This window comes from Ruegeria sp. HKCCD7296, from assembly GCF_013110775.1.
GTDB lineage: Bacteria > Pseudomonadota > Alphaproteobacteria > Rhodobacterales > Rhodobacteraceae > Ruegeria.
This window is the reverse complement of the sequence record NZ_WVRF01000012.1, coordinates 128,547-145,225: the sequence shown is the minus strand read 5'-3', so window position 1 is coordinate 145,225 and position 16,679 is coordinate 128,547. Positions and strand designations below refer to the sequence as shown.

The following is a 16,679-nucleotide window of genomic DNA, read 5'->3' as shown; positions in this document are numbered from 1 at the left end:
TTTTTCGGCCCGTGAATCACGCAACCAAACGGAAATCAATGGGTCCTGAGCCTAGGGTCTGCTGTGCAGTTTAATTGCAGATAGGTAACTCCAATGGCGGCTGTTTGCGCAAGGATGCTCTCCAATTATTTATAATCGGTTGGAGGCTGCTTTTGGGCCAAAACTTCGGGGCGCCAATTGCTTGTAGGCAAACTGCGTTCCAATAAACTCCAGCTCGAGACAGTGACTTGCCTTTTTTTACCGCCTTAGCGACAGCGTTTATGTCTTTGGATTCTGGGTAGATGTAGAGCGTCGTCGGGTTCCCCTCAACAAGTGCCAAAATCTCTTTTGAGGCGGACTGAGACCAGGTTGTGCAACCATTGCTACGACCACCCGTATAGTTCACAAGTTTTCCGTAGGGGACATAGCCGTCGTTGTCAGCATGTGTGCTTCTAGGATTCTTGAATCTACATTGCCACTTAAGGAAGACAGCTGGATGGCCTCCGATGGCGCGCTCCCGAGCATTGCTCGTTTCTCCTTCCCCATCGAACAAAAGAAAAGTGCGGTAGAACGGCTGCGTTTTGCCGGAGTGACTGTAATAACCTTTGAACGACGTGCGGGTTTCAGCCGTCACATAGGCACCGCCGGCGGTAAGTTTAGATCCTTCTGCATTGCTGAAGTTCTTCGCGCATTGCCGACCATTCGAAAAATTGGCGTTCTTTAGTTTTCTGCCATTGCCATAGCCGGACGAAACCGCTCGGAAGGACTTTTGTGACTCGCAAATGACGTAAAACCGCTTGCCCGGATTGCCGTTTCTTGCAGTGCTGGGGCGGGTTGCATCCTTGGCAAGGTAGCAGGGGTTCTTTACTTCACCTCGTCGTACTTTCTCGATGTAAAGCGCACGCGCCCTGTTCAGAACAATTGGTGCGATTTGCCCATCACCTGTTCCCACGTGTTTTTGTAACCACGCTGGTATATCTTGCGAAAATGCTTCGACGCGGTCCGGCAAGAAGCCTACCGAGATGGCAATTGCCGCGGCAGAGAGTGTGAGACGGAGTGAATTCTGTAGCAACGGGAGATCTCCTGCTAGAATGTCCTCAAGGTCAGCCTACCACAGTTCTTACGCCCGAGAATGCCGGCCAAGTGTGTGACGAAGCTTTCTGTTGCCTGAAATCCCGGTGTTCGTTTTGGGAGGCATTTTGAGCATCTTCGACAAAAAAGCTTTGATGTTGCTTTAGTAACTGGACATTCGGATATTTGCTTCCAAATGACTGCCATGATCACACGTCGAAAGTTCCTGTTGGTAACGACAACCGCAATTTGTGCGCCGTATATTGGACGTGGACAAACGGTGGCGCTGAATGATGCAATCAGCGATCTTCAGCAGTTGCATTCACTTCAAATTCAACGCGGAGACGACGTCATTTTTGCTCAGGCTCGACAGGGTGCAGGCCTGGATAAACCAGCGAATATAAAGTCTTGTTCGAAAAGCATTGTGGCTTTGTTGCTTGGGACGGCGATCGACCGGCAGGAAATCCCGTCTGTGAATGCCACCTTGCAGGAGGTCGCTCCGCAACTCTTGCCCGCCAATGCCACACCCGGTTCTGAGAGCATTACAATGGAAGATCTGGTGACACTGCGGGCAGGGCTCGAAAGAACCTCTGGCAGCAACTACGGAGAATGGGTCAACTCTCCCAACTGGATAGCGGATGCTTTGACACGACCCATGGTTGCAGAGCCAGGACAACAGATGCTCTATTCTACCGGATCGACCCATCTGCTTGGCGCAGCATTGACTGTGGCGACCGGCCTAAGTCTTTTGAGATTGACGCGTGAGAGGCTGGGTGCACCGCTTGGTATCGAGATACCTGCTTGGACGAAGGATCCACAGGGTTACTACTTGGGTGGGAATGAGATGGCGATTACGCCGAGGTCGATGTTGAAGATCGCGGTGTTGCTTCGGGACCGCGGGGCTTTTGCCAACAGGCAGATCATTCCTGAGCGTTGGGTCTTGGAATCGACCAAGCCACACGGCCGTTCGCCTTTCTCTGGATTGGATTACGGCTATGGCTGGTTTCTGTCCCCTTCAGGATATGAGTTGGCGCGTGGGTATGGGGGCCAAATAATAGCGGCCCATCCTGATCGAAACCTTGCTGTCGCAATTACATCTGATCCTACGCATCCGGCGCGTTCTGGAGGGTATTTTGGAGAATTGGTCAGGTTGTTGGATGGTCCGATCCTGAACGCCAATTAGATAAAGCACTTTTTGAAAAACCTAGAGTGCGCTGTAACGGTCAATGTCCGAAGCGGGCGCGTAAAGCATTCAAGTCGTCGAAATACCTTGATCCAGACTCATCTGGTTGAGGACATTGACGCCGAATTTACTGGCCACGTCGACAACAAAGTCATTCCCAGTTTGGATAGGGCTCGCCGGACTGTCTCCTCCAACTCGGGCTTGCTATTAAAAATTCTTTCCAGAAAATCTATTACCGATTGGCCTTTGCGGCCAATTTTGACCAAGACTGTAAGAACTCAATGAATAGTCTGCTCAGCCCTGCAAAGTGGGCATCCGCCCCGATTATGCGAACGCCTGCATTGAACCCAATTCGGTCATTTTTCTACTCAGCACAACCGCAAGTGGCGGTTCAAAATGAAATTGAGCTTAATTGTTATTGTCAGGCAAGAGCAGCCTCGACTTAGAACCGTAGACCGAAGCCTATCGAAAAACCGGAAAATTCTTCGGCAACTATACCGTTTAACATTAAGCGTCCCGCTCGAACGGCCGGTAGGCCGGTCAAGCGAGTATCAATCTCAAGTCCGAAACCAGCCGTTGCTAGCCAATCGGTATCAAGAACGGTTGCGCTGTCACCGTGATACAGCACGACACCGGCATCCAGAACAAGTTGCGTTGGGAGTTCGAAAAGTCTGACGTTGTTCAGCGGATAGCGATGACGTGAGAACAAGGTTGTTTGATTGGAACTCGCACTTGCGTTCCCAGCCTGCGGCTCATTGATCGGGTTAAATTCCAAGAATGTTTGACGGAAACGGTATTCCACTTGCCACGGCCCAAATTGCGCCTCTCGGAAAATGCCAAGCGAAGCACCGATCCCGAATGCGTTTAAATTACCATCGATCAGTTCGTTGGAGTTAGATCTCGGGCCCAGCAGTGGAAAGTCGGCAAAAATGGCATCTGCAGTCACTTGGCCAAGTGAGAAATGTCCGACCGGCCGAATCTTCCACTCGTTTATCAAGGGAAACTCCCAGCCGACGCCAACCGTTGCTGCCACGCTTGACCAAGTTACATCCAACTCAGTGCCGGTAGCGATCCCCGGGAAGAAGATTACCGGGTTGTACTTTTGGTAGGCAACAAGACCCTCTAAATAAAGCCCGTTTTCAAATGGCTTGTACCCTCCTCGCAGCTGGGTCGAGCGTAGACTTTTGGTACCTCCGGAAGCATCAAGAAAAGAAAACGAGGATAAAGTCTCATTTGGGGTGGCGGCGATACTCAAGACAGACAAAGCCGCTTGTGCAGCGGCCTCGGAGGCATCAGGGTTTATACTTTGAGCAAAGGTTGGACTGGTCGTATTTGCAGCCGACAGTGCGGCGAAAGCAAGAATTCGTCTCAAGGTATCGGCTCATTTACCAGAAAAAAGAAGACCAAGCGATATCTCTTCATCTTAGCACTACAAGAACAAGAATACCGCGCCTTTTGCTGTAAATATTTTGTTGTTAGTCAATTTTGCCTGGTTTGTGACGCCTTAAGAAAACCCGCTCGAGTTCTTTCTGGGTTGATGGGTTGATCTCCCCGATTGATCGTTGCCGAAGCAAACGACAGCTTTGTCCGCAATTCAGTCGCAGCACATATTTTGTCGAACGACCGCAGATTCGTGTGAAACTGCAGTTGAAAATGCTTGTTTCTAGGTCTTGCCCCCAGAGTGCACTAAAATTGCTCCGTAAACGAACCGAGCCGCCACCGATCTAACCGCGAAGCTGCACGACCTTTGCCTCAGTCTGGGTCGCATAATCGGCCCACTACTGCATGAGGATGCGCCGCTTGGCTGTTCTCCGTTTCAAGCCGCTGACGCTAACGTTCCGAAATTGGATCTGCCCCCAGCGCTAGAACACCAGCCCAATACACACGTTGCTTTCTTGTGTCGGCCAAAGATACCTCTGGGATGTCTGACATCAGCACCTGTAGGCCTGATTGAAGGATTTGCATAACGGAAGGTTTCTGGCTCATCTGAACCGTTAAGGAGTGAAGATGAGACGGAAAGCTGGAACAGACAAACCGACGGCTGAACGGGTCGTCAAGGACATTCGCCGCAAGACGCGCAAGCATCATTCTGCGGAGGAGAAGATCCGCATTGTGCTGGAGGGTTTGCGTGGCGAGGAGAGCATCGCTGACGCTCTGCCAAAGGAACCGACGATGTTCTTCCTCAAGCCATTGCTGCCACCAGGGTACTCCGACCTACTGGATGCGCTTGCCCCAACAGAAGGCTTTTAGTCGCGAGGAAAAGTAGCCAGGTAGCCGTCATTTGTCTGTCTCAAACTTTTGTCGGGCTGGTTGGCGGCGTGTTTACTCGTTTCTATACAATCTGGAGTGGAAAAATGTTCAGATACGGTGGTTTACAAGTTTAATCAGTTCGTGAAAATATCAACGCAGTGCTTGCCACACATACCACGCAAATTTCATTTTTTATTGTTATAGTTCGATCGTTGCTCTGAAACCGATCATACCTGTCTGATCTAGACCGGATACCCAAGATCCTGGATTAACTTCCAAATGTCTCTGTTTGCCGCAGACAACTGATCAACAACCCCTTCGATCTCGCGCAGGGCTTTATCGTCTACTGTGTCTTCGCGGCCGAGTTTGATGTCGGTTTTGCGATCCGCGATGCGCATCAGGATGGTCTTTGGATTACCGCTTTCGGGGTCGAAGGAATAGATACAATGATTGTATTTGTTGCGGATGCCCGACAGCTTTGTCAGACGCTGCGTATGCGCAAGGATCGGGTCGCGGATTTGTGGCGGACGCCCCTCCATCTTGGCCAAGCGTTCGACCAAATCAATTCGGGCACGGGTGGTGTTCAGAGTTAGAAAGATGATGACGGAGACGTCTTTGGATGCCCCTGTTAGGCCAGCTATCAGATGGATCAACAGGCTTTCGGTGTTGGTCCACATATAGTTCAACCTACCAACCAATAAGATCAGGCGGTCGAACCGGGTTTCGAACGTGTCAGTCAAGGGCGGGCTGCTGCACCGCATGAGGTGCGACCTCGAAATAGAAATGAGCTGCTGCAGTTCGGTTATTGACGCCAATCTTGCCTACAACATTGTGCATGTGCAGCTTGACCGTATGTTCGGTGATGCCCAGCTTGGCTGCGATCAGCTTGTTGCTTTTGCCTTGCGAGACCAATTGCAGTACCTGTTTCTCGCGACGCGTCAGCTTGGCGTAACGTGAATTCAAATCGGTGCCATTTGGCGTGACTGAGGGCGAATGTGCAGCCGCCGGGGTCGGGTTCTGGGGGGGGACTTGTACGCAATCGGCCAGAAAGCTGGGCAAGTACAATTCTTCATGCATCAGCAGTCTGAGGATCGCGCGCCAGGCATCCGGTGCAACATTCATAGGTAGAAAACCGATCTCACCCAACCGGGCCCGATCCCACTGCTGAAACAGGCGACGCGCCAAACCTTCCTTACGATAGGCAAATGCAATACAGCCCGAGCCTGTACAATTGGTGTAGACGTCGGGACGCGACAGCAGATCTTCGATCATCATCTGGTCGACAACTATGATCTTGTTGCTGTTTTGCGCATTCGCGCTCATCGCTTCGAGGGATTCAAAGCGTTCGGCGCGGACGCCAAATTCGGTTTGAACGCTTCTGAGTGTTTGGTTGGAATAGAACAATTCTTTTCCGACAAAGACGATCGACAAATCTTCGGAATAATTGCCCTGAGTGGCAGTTTCATTCTGCAAAGACTTACTCATTATTGCCCCCTACAAAACAGGCGTAACTGGAATTTGATTCTTAAAAAATGGAACGAGTAAAAAACGTTAACTAATCAATAAATTATAGTCCTTTTATTATAACTCGAATCTTGAATGCCTACAACCTGATGGCGCAAGCCCACACTGGGATTCATAGAACTTTCGTTTAGGATTTTGCGGTCTCTTTTGTGTAACCGGCGGAAACAATTGTGTTTATTTTTTGTCAGTATCTCCGTCTAGAACTTTTGCCCCGGCTATGTGCTGGCTGAGATTGTTTTGTAAAAAATACAATAAAAACAATAAAATAAACTTGTCAGAACTTTTCACTAGCTAGGCGCGAATCGGGGTCGCTGCAAACATGGGCGGGCTTCAATTTCAGAAGTGACTATCCCTGACGTGATCGCCCTCAGCGTATTTTTGCTTTGATTTGGAGGGTCACGTTTTCGGCTTAGCCGGGAAAGGAGGTGGCCCAGAGTAAGAAAACGAATACCGCATTCAGCGTCTTTTTCGCTGTGTGTGCTTTTTTGTTTCAACCGCGCCTGATACCGCTTTGTAGATGAATGGCGGTCTGGCGTTCCAGAAATGGGAATTTGTCATGAGACGTAATGTAAATAATACAAACGTAACGACCGTCGATGAAATTAACGTCGAAAATCTGGATGCACCGGTCAATGTTGAGATCCCTGTAGAAGAAGCCTTTGTCGAGGCCGATCTGACAGCGCAACAACAGCAGCAAGACCAGAATGTCGACAACTCGAATGATCAAGGTCAGGGTCAAGACCAAGGTCAAGGCCAGGATCAAGGTCAGGGACAAGACCAAGGCCAGGATCAGGGTCAGGACCAAGGCCAAGGTCAGGATCAGGGTCAGGGACAAGACCAGTCTCAGTCGCTGGATGCCGGTGACGACAGCAACGACAACTCCAACAACAACGCCATCAATATCGATTTTGGTGGTGGCGAGTGGATTCCGCGCGACGATGATCAAGTTGATCTGGATCTTGGGGATTCCGCGACAGTTGGCGATGTGATCACCGCAGGCCGTAATCTGAACTATGATCCCGGCGATGACATGAATCTGGACATCTCAATGGATGGTGCGGGCACCGCGATGTCATCAGTCAACAACCAGGTTGCCAGCCTGAGCGATGACGACACGCTGGAGTCAGCGAGCGTTGCGAACAATTCAGGTTTCTACCAGAACGGCGACGCCAATGGCGGCACAGCCACGGCTGCAGAAGGTATCCGGGCGAATGCAGATGGCGGAACATCGGGTGACGGTGGAACCACAGTAGGCGGTTCGGCAAACTCGTCAACGCTTGGCAGCCACGCGTGGGCCGCAGGTGGAGACACCGGCAGCGCCGATGCGGATTCGGCAGGCGGTGACGGTGGGTCTTCGGGTGACGCGTCCAACGCAAGTATGGGTATGGGTACATCCGATGCCAGCTCGACCGGCGATAGCTCGGGTGGCAATGGCGGAGATGCTGACGGCTCGGCCTCGTCGGACAACGACGGCAGCACAAGCGTAGACGGTGATGGAACCGGTGGCGCTGGTGGTAGCGCGGATTCGTTTGGTCTGGGTCTGGGTCTGGGTCTGTCCGGTGCAAGCTCTTCAGGTAACGCCGACGGTGGAGACAGCGATTCCGATTCCACCGGCACCGGTACCGGTACAGCGGATAACGCAACGGATGCGTCCGGAGCTGATGGTGGTGACGGCAGTGCTGCGACAGAAGGTTCAGCTTCGAACAGCAGCGACAGCGACACTGAAGCCAATGACGCCTCGGCAGGCGACAACACGGCGGATGGCACTGCAGACAGTGGTGCGGACAGTTCTGCTGATGGTGACGGCGGTGATGGCACAGGCGGTGACGGAACCGGCGGTGATGGCACTGGTGGTGACGGAACCGGTGGTGACGGAACCGGCGGTGATGGCGAAGGTGGCTTTGCCGCGATGCTTGAAGCTGCGATCATGGAGTTGCAGGAACAGCTGGGCATGATTGATGCCGAACCTGGCGAAGGCGGTGACGGAACCGGCGGCGACGGAACCGGAGGAGACGGCTCTGGTGGTGACGGAACGGCTGGCGATGGCTCGGGCGGCGATGGTTCGGGTGGCACTGCAGATGCAGATTCCGACGCCCAGGGTGTTGGCGATCAATCGGCAAGTGGTCCGGATATTGATCAAAGTCCAGGCGATGTGAACGGTTCAGCCAGCAATTCGCAAGCAACGGATGGCAGCGGTGGTGACGGCGGTTCAAATGCGGCTGACGGCGCTGCAGATGCGATGGGTTCCGGAACATCAGCTGCAGATGGTGACGGCGGTGCAGGTGGCAGCACCACTCCGACGTCTACTTCCAGCGGCAACGGAGCTGGATCTGCCGATGCAGCCAATACTGCAGGCGGCGGCGGTGCAGCGGATGTCTTCGGAGACGCGGACACAAACGGTGCGGCGGACAGCTTGGCCGAAGCCATTGCCGGTTACGGTGGCGCGGGTAGTTCCGACAACGACTCGACCTCGACCGGATCCGGTGACGCAACGGGTTCGGCTGATTCAGGCAATGCTGGTGCCGGTGGCGCGTCTGCTGCAAACGGCGGAACCAGCGGAGCCTCGATGGGCAGCGCAACCTCGGGTGACACCATGGGTGGCACCATTACGGGCGGCAGCGCAGCCGGAGCCTATTCGGGTGACGGTGGCGCAGGCGGCTCGGGCGGCAACTGGGGCGCAAACAATGGTGGCGATGGCATCGTGACCGGCGAATCCTACGCCTCGGCTGCGGCGGTTGTCGACACCTCGGCCTTCAACCAGTCGATCGTCATGGGTGCCAATGTACTTGGCAACTCGGTTGATACGACCATGGTTGGCGGTTCGATGACGTCCTCGTACGCAAGCGACGACACCGACACCTAAGTCACAAAAGCGGGGCCCGCATTTCCGGGCCTTGTATGTCTTTTGAAACCTGCCGAGGCCGTTTATCGCGGCCTCGGCCCAACTGAACCCAAAACGGAAATTTTGGCCGGTGCGGGTGTAAAGGAAAACCGACATGGCCCTTGACAGTATTTCCGAGACGATAGCGCATTTTGTTGGAACATTTGAGCTTACGATCGAACAGTCCCGGTTGCGGGATCAGTACGAGGAATTCACAGCGCTGAGGCGCAAAGCCGAAGTCGAAGGGCTGGACGATCCGGCCTCGATCCATATCAAGGCAGACTTGGATATTCCGGCAGGCGAGTACAAAGCTCTGCCCTACAGTTTTCAACCCTCTGAACCCGAAATGCCGCTGCCGGCTGCACCTCTTGGGCCGGTGTCAGAGGCGGTGATTGTTTTGGACGGTCCCGGAGAGCCTGTGCGTTATGTGCCGGAAAACGAAATAAGCGATACAGGCCCGTCTTCCTTTGTCCAACTGATCATTCTGCAACCGGAAACCGTGCCGCTGGGATCGGCCGTGACCGTTACCGTGCAGACGGTTTACATGCGCGACAATGACGTTGTGGGCGACGGAGATTTTCGAGACCCCGAAGCGCTAATGGTGCAGGGCGAGCAGATGCTAGACATGGCTCTGTCGCTTCACGCCATTGCCGCGCCATCATTTTCACTCGCGGACTACCAATCGACCGAAATGCTCGCGGCACTCGCCGATCAGATGGCGAACCCGATGATCTCGGACATTGAAGGCGTAACAGTGCATCAATTCCACGGCGACGATGCGATGGGTGTGATCGTCAACGGCGAATACGTCACGGACGCTCCGGAATGGAAAGATCTGCTTCCCGAATATCATCAGCCCGATGACACGGAAAACACGGCTGAGCTGCCGTATCCTGAAGAATGGGATCAGTCAAAGGACCCAGAATTTGATGACGGGCACCTGGTTGTGACCGGTGGCAACGTTGCGATCAATGCAATGGCGGCCACTGTGGCTTGGGTGGATGCCCCAATTATCGCGGTCGGAGGGCAGGCGGTCAGCCTGACGGCCATTAGTCAGGTCGCAGTTGTTTCCGACTGGGATCAAGGTGAGCCGGGAACGGGCAGTGGCACAAACATCGTGCAGACCTCGCAAATCGAGGTCGAATCCAAAACGGCACCTTGGCTGGGTGCATCATCTGGCGCTGCGTCTGCGGCACCGATTGTTATCGTGGACCATGTTCAGGGTGATCTGGTCGTCGCGAATTTCATCAAGCAGGATATCGATGCCACGGATATCGACCAAATCGAGACCGAAATTTCTGCTTCGTCAACCATGTATGCGCTGGGCGACAACGAGATGTACAACGTCTCGGACCTTATTCAGCTGGGCAATTATTATGATGTGATCATCATCGACGGAAACATGATCTCTGTGGACGTTGTAAACCAGACACTCGTGTTGGTTGACGACGATGTCATTAGCGGCGGCATGGACCCGGCAATGGACGAAGACGAAGCGGGTGGCGACGAAAACCTCGTGATGAACGAAGCCTCTGTCAAAACGGTAGGGGATGACACCTATCAGGACATGTCCCAAGAAATGTCGGACACTATGGCGCTGGCTGATGACGACATAGCCGCGCTTGAGGATGCCTTGATGAATAATCCTGATTTCGCCGGGATGGAGCAAATACGCGTTCTCAAGATCGACGGCGATTTGGTGCAGGTCAATGTCGTGGAACAGACAACCGTGGTGCAGGATCAGGACGACATAGAGCTATCCGGCCCCGATGCATCCCAGACAGAAGTGGTTGCTGGCAGCAACGCCCTGTTGAACAGCGCAAGCGTGACCAAGATGGGTGTGGATTCGACAATCATGGCCGCAAACGGAGCGTACTCGGATCTGCTTCTGCATCAGGCCAGTCTGCTCGACATGCCCACCAATGAAGACATAACGGCAATGACCAATGAAGCCATCGCCGCAATCATGAGCGATATGAGTGTCGCACAGCCTGATGCAGCGTTGGCTTTGACCGCTCCAACAACTGATACCACGACCAACGACGATGGCCTGCAAACCGTGCTGGCTTGATTTTTTCGTTTTTTACCGAGTGACCAGAAAGTTAGTAGATGTCGATCGTATTTACGTCGCGCCGCCCGTACTTATCCAGCCCCTTGGACAGGCAGGGCGGAGGAAGGCCGCAAAGCCAAAATCTTGGTGAAAAGGTGAAACCCACGCCCGAAGGGCCCAAAATTGCGCCGCGTCTGCATCTGACAAAGCAGATGCGCGTGTCGGACCCGAAAGCAAAACAGTCAGTGAAACCTGAGAAACTGAAGCAATCCGAAGATCACGACCACTCACGCGAACAACTGCGCGCTGATCCTCCCCATCAGTGTGCAAAGCCGCAACCCGTGCAAGACAAAGACCCAACGGGTGGCGGCAATGGGGTGGCTGATGCTGATGGCCCCGGTCAGGTAACCGCCGAGGAAACGACTGCGCGCAAGACCCCCTCTGCGCGCGCGGCCGGCGAAAACCGCATGGGCACCACGATCGAGGCCAAGGCAAACCAACCTCTGCCGCAAAATCAGACTGGTGGCGGAGACGGCAAAGGGCCACCCCAAGCCTTTCACAAGCGCACCCCGCCCGAGGACTTTCAGCGCACCCTGCGGGTGTCGATCCGCGCGATCTGGCGCAACCTAGCTTTTGTGCTGGTTCTGACTTGCGCCACGAACATTTTGATCCTGGCGATCCCGATATACCTGTTTCAGATCAGTGACCGCGTTCTGACCAGCCGGTCTCTGGATACATTGATCATGCTGACCGCAATTGTTGCGGGCGCGGTGATCTTTCAGTCAGCCTTCGACGCGGTACGCCGTTTCATGCTGATGCGCACCGGGGTCGAAGTGGCAGCCCGTTTGGGCGCGCCGGTTCTCAGCGCGGCGGCCCATGCGTCGCTGCATGGCAACGGGCGCGAATACCAGACGTTAGGCGATTTGCAGCAACTACGTGGCTTTCTGGTTTCGGGCACTCTTATCTCGTTCCTGGACGTCCCCTTCGCGCCCTTGTTCATCCTGATGATTTTCCTGGTGCATCCGCAGTTGGGCATGATCGTTGTCGTAACCGCGCTGCTCTTGATGACGATTGCCCTGATCAACCAGAAAATGACGGCCAAACCCTTTGCCGAAGCCAACAAGGCGCAGTCGCTGGCGAACCAGCATCTGGATTCGATGTCACGCAACAGCCAGATCATCAACGCGCTGGCCATGATCCCCGAAGCTGTGCGGATCTGGGGCAGGGACACCGCTCAGTCTTTGACTTGGCAGGTGCGCGCTCAGGACCGCAACGTGATCTTCGCAGCGGTTTCACGCGCTGTCAGGCTGCTAACCCAAATCGGTATTCTGGGGTGGGGTGCCTATCTGGCGTTGCAAGGAGAGATCACCGGCGGGATGGTGATTGCCGCTTCGATCATTGCGGGGCGCGCCTTTGCGCCCATCGAAGGCTCGATCGAGGGTTGGAACAGCTATCTGCTGACACGCGGCGCATATGGGCGGATCAAGGCTTTGCTGTCGACCTCTGCCCTGCAATACGAAAAGCTGCGCCTGCCGCGTCCCGAAGGCCGCTTGGATGTTGAACGCTTGCTGTATGTGCCCGGTGGGACCAAACGGGTGGTTTTGAACGGGATCACATTCTCGCTGACACCCGGAGAAACGTTGGCCATTATCGGCAATTCCGGTGCGGGGAAGACGACGCTGGGGAAAACACTGGTCGGGTCTATCCTGCCCACTTCGGGCAGTGTGCGGCTGGACCTGATGGATATTCGCAACTGGGATCCGCGCCAGTTTGGGGAAAGCATCGGCTACCTTCCGCAGGATGTCCAACTGTTCCCCGGCACGATCAAGGACAACATTGGTCGGATGCGGGCAGATGCGACCGACGAACAGATCCACGATGCTGCCGTTTTAGCCGATGTTCACAACATGATCGCGACCCTGCCGCAAGGGTATGAGACGGTGGTGGCCGCAGATGGCGCGCCTTTGTCTGGTGGGCAAAAGCAACGTATAGCGCTGGCGCGGGCGTTCTTCGGCAACCCGAGAATGGTTGTGCTGGATGAGCCGAACTCGAACCTCGATGTTGCCGGTGACAAAGCGCTGGCCCGGGCGATTGAGCAGGCGCGCGAAAGCAAGATCACCGTAGTTGTCATCACGCAGAAACCGACGCTGTTGAACGTAGTCGACAAGATCATGTTGCTGACCGATGGGCGCGTGGCCTTGTTCGGTCAACGCGATCAGGTTCTGCAACAAATCAACGCGCCGCGCAAACAAACCCGAATTGAAGGCCAGCAGGGGGGCTGAGCATGAACGACCTCGTACCTGTGAAGAATTCTGCCGACGAACCTCAACTTTGGTATGCCGAGGTTCCGCGCTCGATCAACCGGCTGATTGCCATCGGACTGGTCATGCTGCTGGTGTGCTTTGGCGGTTTCGGGGTCTGGTCCTTCAGCGCCCCTCTGGCGGCTGCGGTGATTGCGCAGGGCAGTTTTGTTGCAACCGGTCGCAACAAGATCGTTCAACATCTCGAGGGCGGGATCATCGAAGAAATTAAAGTAGTCGAGGGGCAGTCGGTTCAGGCCGGGCAAGTGCTGATGACGTTGGACCAAACCTCGGCGCAGGCCAACGAGCGTGAACTGTTCATCCGCAAGATACGCCTGCAAGCCATGACCCAACGGTTGCTGGCGGAATATGGTGAACGCGAACGCCTTGTCTTTTCTACGGACCTTCTTGAAGCTTCCCAGGATGTCGAAGTCATGGCCATTCTGGACGGGCAAAGGCTCAGCTTTGATGTATCGCGCAAGACGCTTCTGAACGATGTCGCCTTGCTTGAGAGGAACATGGAGGCGCTGAAGATCCGGTCAAGTGGGTTTGAGGCTCAGCTGGACAGCATGGTGCGGCGCGCCGAGATTTTGCATGAGGAATATGAGGCCAAAAGCCAGCTTTACGAAAAAGGTCTTGTTCGCAAAGGAGAGCTCAACGCGATCCGACGCGTTCAGGCCGAAGCTGAAGGGCAACAAGCACGGTTGCAGGCTGAGGCAGCCGAGATCAACCAGATGCTACTGAAATACGAAGAACAGATCACGCGCACCCGGTCTGCTTATCGCGAGGCTGCGCTGGATGAACTGGGCGTGATCGAGGCCGATCTGGAAAGTGTGCGCGAAAAGTCTCGTCAAGCGCGCAACGTTCTAGAGCGAGCCGTAGTTCGGGCCCCTGTGACCGGTACGGTGGTGCGATTGCACTATCACACGCCGGGTGGTGTTATTGAAACCGGCGAACCCATTGCCGAAATTTTGCCCGCCGATGCGCCCCTGATCATCGAGGCACAGATTCCCCGCACGGAAATCGACAGCGTAATAACCGGGCAGACTGCCTCGGTCCGTCTGATTGCTTTGAACCAACGCACGACTCCAGTGTTATATGGCGAGGTTTTCTATATTTCTGCTGACGCTTTGCCCGAACAGACCTCGGGCAGTCCGCAGGAAGTGTATCTGGCGCGCATTTCTCTGACACCGGATGAGTTGCAACGGGTCAGTGGCTTTATTCCTACGCCTGGGATGCCGGCCGAAATTATGATCCAGACCGAAGAACGAACTTTTGCCGCTTATATCGCCAAGCCCGTGTCAGACAGTATGTCACGCGCGTTTCGCGAGCATTAGGGTAGGGCTTTCAGGTCACCTCTACACCTTCCAAATTCCGCATGTTACCCTTTGCCGGTGAGGTGAAGGAGAAGATACATGCCGGTGACGGTCAAAGACATGATGGAGGCCGCTAATGCGGTGGTCGCGCGGATCGATACCGCGCAGGCAAAGACTATTCTTGAGCAGGGCGGGCTGCTGCTGGACATTCGAGACGCGGCAGAGCTGCAAGCCACGGGTCGCGCCGCAGGCGCGCACCATATCTCACGGGGAATGCTGGAATTCCGGGCTGATGACACGTTGCAATCCCATGACCCGGAACTGCGTAAAGATCGCCCTATCGTTCTATATTGCGCCTCGGGGGGCCGAGCGGCGTTGGCTGGCAAGCTGCTGAAAGACATGGGATATCGACAGGTCTACAACCTTGGCGGCTTGGCGGACTGGGTAAACGGGGGCGGTGAACTTGTGGGGGCTTGATACAAAACCGTTCTGCATCTGACACAAATCAAGGCAAAACACATTCGAATTGCATGATATATGGCCGGAAGTTACCTAAAGGAAATCCGGACATGTTTCGTCTTGCCGCAATGCTGTATTCACTGATTGCAACTGCCCTGTCGGGTTCGGCTGTGATCGCAGTTTTGACTGCTGGGATGGTTTCGGTCAGCGCAATTGTTGGGGCAGCAGCAGGGGCCGTGATTGCCGCGCCCGCGTCTTGGATGGTAGCCAAGCGGCTGTATCAGGGCGCTTGATCAAGCATTCAGAAACGTTCTGACGGCCGCTTCGAACTCGCGCGGTTTCTCGGCGTGCAGCCAATGCCCAGCGCCTGGGATTTTGGCAAACCGTGCGCTGGGAAACAGCGCGCGGATTTTGTCGCGATGCTCTGGCAGGACGTAATCAGATGCACCACCGGACAGGAACAATGCAGGCCCGGTCCATGATGCAGTTAGCTCGGGAAAGCCCATGATATTGGGCATTTGGTCCGCCAATACATCCAGGTTCAGCAACCAACGTTTGCCATTGATGTCCAGGGATTGCGTAAAGAAGCTTTGCAACGCTTTTTCAACACCCTGTTCGGCCAGTTGTTGTTCTGCGTCCGAACGGCGTTCGATGCGTGAAAAATCAACCGCCCGCATGGCCTGGATGAACTGGATTTGACTGTGCGTGTATTTCACCGGCGCGATGTCGGCGACCACCAGTTTGTTCACCAAGGCCCCATGGTGCAGCGCTAGGGTCATCGCAGCTTTGCCGCCCATGGAATGCCCAAGCACATCGGCCTTACCGCCGACCTGTGTGATCACTTCGGCGATGTCCTGCGCCAGGTGAGGATAGTCGTGCTCGGGGTCCCACGCGCTGCGGGCGTGGTTGCGCATATCCACGGCTACAACTTGCCGTTCGTCCGATAGCCGTTTGGCTATCACACCCCAGTTGCGGGCAGAACCATACAGGCCATGTGCAATGATGAGTGGGGGAAGGGCGGTTGGTGCGCCATGTACAATCGTATTTAGCATAACCCGAGTGATACTCGCGCACATCGCGGACGACCACCCCCATTGTAGGTCTACGAACCAGTCGCTAGATTGCGCGGCAGGAGGCCACCCATGTCGCAAGACCCAGACATTCAGACCCGGATTGCCGATACCGTGGCCTTGTTGCGTGCCAAGCTGGGCGTGCGAGACAAAACCCTTGAGGCATCAATCCGAAAGGCCAAGCGGCGCTTACCGCGTCGTGTCTACAAACAGGCTATGGTGCTGGCCCGAGCCGAGGCGATGGCGGCACATCCGAAACTGAGGCAGGTTCTCGACACACCCAAGCTGATCCGGGCAGCAGATGTGGTGCAGGGGCATCTCAGCGCGATCAACCTGGCCGACCGCAGATGGGGGTGGTTTCTGGGGATGCTTGGTGGCTTGGCTTTTAACCTGCTGGCCCTGACGACACTGCTGCTGGTCTTTCTGTGGTGGCGCGGCTTGATCTGATCTTGGGTTTTAAGCTGCGTACTGTAGCCCAGCGGGAAGAAAAGACTTGAAAAGGCCCTCAAGTGAACCAGCGACGCGCACAGTAGTTCTGCGGATAATCACAAAAAAAACGGCGCCTCGGGGGCGCCGTTTTCTGATATGCTGAACTT

The 16,679-nt window shown here is 54.8% G+C and carries 13 protein-coding genes and 1 pseudogene; 9 read left to right on the top strand and 5 right to left on the bottom strand.

What is annotated here, in order from left to right; genetic code table 11:
• Window positions 1-70 precede the first annotated feature (70 nt).
• Window positions 71-1,051 carry a hypothetical protein gene (locus tag GS632_RS16035; RefSeq protein WP_171238214.1) on the bottom strand — a complete coding sequence of 327 codons (981 nt, stop codon included), beginning with the start codon at window positions 1,049-1,051 and terminating at the stop codon, window positions 71-73.
• Between the two features lie 204 nt (window positions 1,052-1,255).
• Between GS632_RS16035 and GS632_RS16030 the strand changes: the two genes are divergently transcribed.
• Window positions 1,256-2,233, top strand: a complete 978-nt coding sequence (locus GS632_RS16030) for a serine hydrolase (protein ID WP_171177624.1) — start codon at window positions 1,256-1,258, stop codon at window positions 2,231-2,233.
• Window positions 2,234-2,675: 442 nt separating this feature from the next.
• Here GS632_RS16030 and GS632_RS16025 read toward each other — a convergent pair whose 3' ends face one another.
• Entirely contained in the window at window positions 2,676-3,605 is a 930-nt protein-coding gene (locus GS632_RS16025; RefSeq protein ID WP_171238215.1) for an autotransporter domain-containing protein, read from the bottom strand.
• A gap of 635 nt (window positions 3,606-4,240) precedes the next feature.
• Here GS632_RS16025 and GS632_RS16020 point away from each other — a divergent pair.
• Window positions 4,241-4,399 (top strand): annotated as a pseudogene (locus tag GS632_RS16020) (IS3 family transposase); the annotation flags it as partial.
• A 326-nt stretch (window positions 4,400-4,725) separates the two neighbouring features.
• On the opposite strand, the gene GS632_RS16015 reads toward GS632_RS16020, so the two are convergent.
• Window positions 4,726-5,223, bottom strand: a complete 498-nt coding sequence (locus GS632_RS16015) for a hypothetical protein (protein ID WP_209509581.1) — start codon at window positions 5,221-5,223, stop codon at window positions 4,726-4,728.
• On the bottom strand, window positions 5,216-5,968 hold the full coding sequence (locus tag GS632_RS16010) for a response regulator transcription factor (RefSeq protein WP_171238216.1): 753 nt from the start codon (window positions 5,966-5,968) through the stop codon (window positions 5,216-5,218). Before GS632_RS16010 ends, GS632_RS16015 begins: the two co-directional genes overlap by 8 nt.
• A 595-nt stretch (window positions 5,969-6,563) precedes the next feature.
• Here GS632_RS16010 and GS632_RS16005 point away from each other — a divergent pair.
• The 6 genes from GS632_RS16005 to GS632_RS15980 all read left to right on the top strand — a co-directional run bounded on the left by GS632_RS16005 (window position 6,564) and on the right by GS632_RS15980 (window position 15,306).
• Window positions 6,564-8,870: a hypothetical protein gene (locus GS632_RS16005; RefSeq protein ID WP_171722189.1), complete on the top strand. Its 2,307-nt coding sequence runs from the start codon at window positions 6,564-6,566 to the stop codon at window positions 8,868-8,870.
• Window positions 8,871-9,003: 133 nt separating this feature from the next.
• Window positions 9,004-10,959, top strand: a complete 1,956-nt coding sequence (locus GS632_RS16000) for a type I secretion protein (protein WP_171722188.1) — start codon at window positions 9,004-9,006, stop codon at window positions 10,957-10,959.
• Window positions 10,960-10,997: 38 nt separating this feature from the next.
• Window positions 10,998-13,220, top strand: a complete 2,223-nt coding sequence (locus GS632_RS15995; RefSeq protein WP_171238219.1) for a type I secretion system permease/ATPase — start codon at window positions 10,998-11,000, stop codon at window positions 13,218-13,220.
• Window positions 13,221-13,222: 2 nt separating this feature from the next.
• Window positions 13,223-14,575 carry an HlyD family type I secretion periplasmic adaptor subunit gene (locus GS632_RS15990; protein ID WP_171238220.1) on the top strand — a complete coding sequence of 451 codons (1,353 nt, stop codon included), beginning with the start codon at window positions 13,223-13,225 and terminating at the stop codon, window positions 14,573-14,575.
• 78 nt (window positions 14,576-14,653) lie between these two features.
• A complete protein-coding gene (locus GS632_RS15985) occupies window positions 14,654-15,031 on the top strand; it encodes a rhodanese-like domain-containing protein (protein WP_171177600.1) in 378 nt (125 codons plus the stop codon).
• Between the two features lie 92 nt (window positions 15,032-15,123).
• Window positions 15,124-15,306, top strand: coding sequence for a hypothetical protein (locus GS632_RS15980; protein ID WP_171238221.1), 183 nt, complete (start codon window positions 15,124-15,126; stop codon window positions 15,304-15,306).
• Here the strand turns inward: GS632_RS15980 and GS632_RS15975 are convergent, their stop codons facing one another.
• Entirely contained in the window at window positions 15,307-16,065 is a 759-nt protein-coding gene (locus GS632_RS15975) for an alpha/beta fold hydrolase (protein ID WP_171722187.1), read from the bottom strand.
• A gap of 90 nt (window positions 16,066-16,155) precedes the next feature.
• On the opposite strand from GS632_RS15975, the gene GS632_RS15970 reads away from it, so the two are divergent.
• A complete protein-coding gene (locus GS632_RS15970) occupies window positions 16,156-16,530 on the top strand; it encodes a hypothetical protein (RefSeq protein WP_171177594.1) in 375 nt (124 codons plus the stop codon).
• The last annotated feature ends 149 nt before the right edge of the window (window positions 16,531-16,679 follow it).

Bases quoted from the DNA above. Each gene is read 5' to 3' on its own strand.
- GS632_RS15985 (WP_171177600.1), top strand. From the start codon at position 14,654: ATGCCGGTGACGGTCAAAGACATGATGGAGGCCGCTAATGCGGTGGTC.
- GS632_RS15990 (WP_171238220.1), top strand. From the start codon at position 13,223: ATGAACGACCTCGTACCTGTGAAGAATTCTGCCGACGAACCTCAACTT.
- GS632_RS15970 (WP_171177594.1), top strand. From the start codon at position 16,156: ATGTCGCAAGACCCAGACATTCAGACCCGGATTGCCGATACCGTGGCC.
- GS632_RS15980 (WP_171238221.1), top strand. From the start codon at position 15,124: ATGTTTCGTCTTGCCGCAATGCTGTATTCACTGATTGCAACTGCCCTG.
- GS632_RS16030 (WP_171177624.1), top strand. From the start codon at position 1,256: ATGATCACACGTCGAAAGTTCCTGTTGGTAACGACAACCGCAATTTGT.
- GS632_RS16000 (WP_171722188.1), top strand. From the start codon at position 9,004: ATGGCCCTTGACAGTATTTCCGAGACGATAGCGCATTTTGTTGGAACA.
- GS632_RS15975 (WP_171722187.1), bottom strand. From the start codon at position 16,065: ATGCTAAATACGATTGTACATGGCGCACCAACCGCCCTTCCCCCACTC.
- GS632_RS15995 (WP_171238219.1), top strand. From the start codon at position 10,998: ATGTCGATCGTATTTACGTCGCGCCGCCCGTACTTATCCAGCCCCTTG.
- GS632_RS16005 (WP_171722189.1), top strand. From the start codon at position 6,564: ATGAGACGTAATGTAAATAATACAAACGTAACGACCGTCGATGAAATT.
- GS632_RS16010 (WP_171238216.1), bottom strand. From the start codon at position 5,968: ATGAGTAAGTCTTTGCAGAATGAAACTGCCACTCAGGGCAATTATTCC.